The organism is Xenorhabdus stockiae (assembly GCF_002632825.1).
GTDB classification, from domain to species: Bacteria; Pseudomonadota; Gammaproteobacteria; order Enterobacterales; family Enterobacteriaceae; genus Xenorhabdus; species Xenorhabdus stockiae.
Genome location: NZ_NJAJ01000154.1, coordinates 1 through 480, shown reverse-complemented (window position 1 = coordinate 480; position 480 = coordinate 1). Strand labels below are relative to the sequence as shown.

Here is a 480-nt window from a genome sequence, read left to right as displayed (position 1 = left end):
CATCTATCTCAGGATAGTTGATCTCTCTTTTTATTTTCTAAACAAAGTCTAACTGTCATTTCACTTTAGGAATGTTACCGATGGGAATTACAGGCGGGACAAAAAGAAAAACCCCAGTTGGGCGAACAACTAGGGCCTCTTATACAGTTTGGAGTGTTGGTATCTCGATGAAGAAGAGGTATGCAAGCCCATTCTAAAGCGACCAACAACGAGGTAAGTATACATGAAAATCCGATTTAATGGTAGGGAGGCCGTATGAGTACAGCGGAGGTTTATGATTTTAATGCGGCTAGAAAAAGCAGGAGCAACAGGATGGAGAATCAGAAATCTGGTTTCATCCCGTTGTACCGGAGCATCAGAAATAAACCGTGGGCTAAAGATGTTTTTCTCAGAACGCTGTGGGAAAATTTGCTTATGGATGCAGCCAGACAACCTTATACCGCTAATTTCAAAGGGAAAGTGTGGCACTTACAACCCGGT

The 480-nt window shown here is 42.5% G+C and carries 1 pseudogene; it reads left to right on the top strand.

The features are described 5' to 3' along the window. Nucleotides 1-312 precede the first annotated feature (312 nt). A pseudogene (locus Xsto_RS20900) lies at nt 313-480 on the top strand (replication protein); the annotation flags it as partial.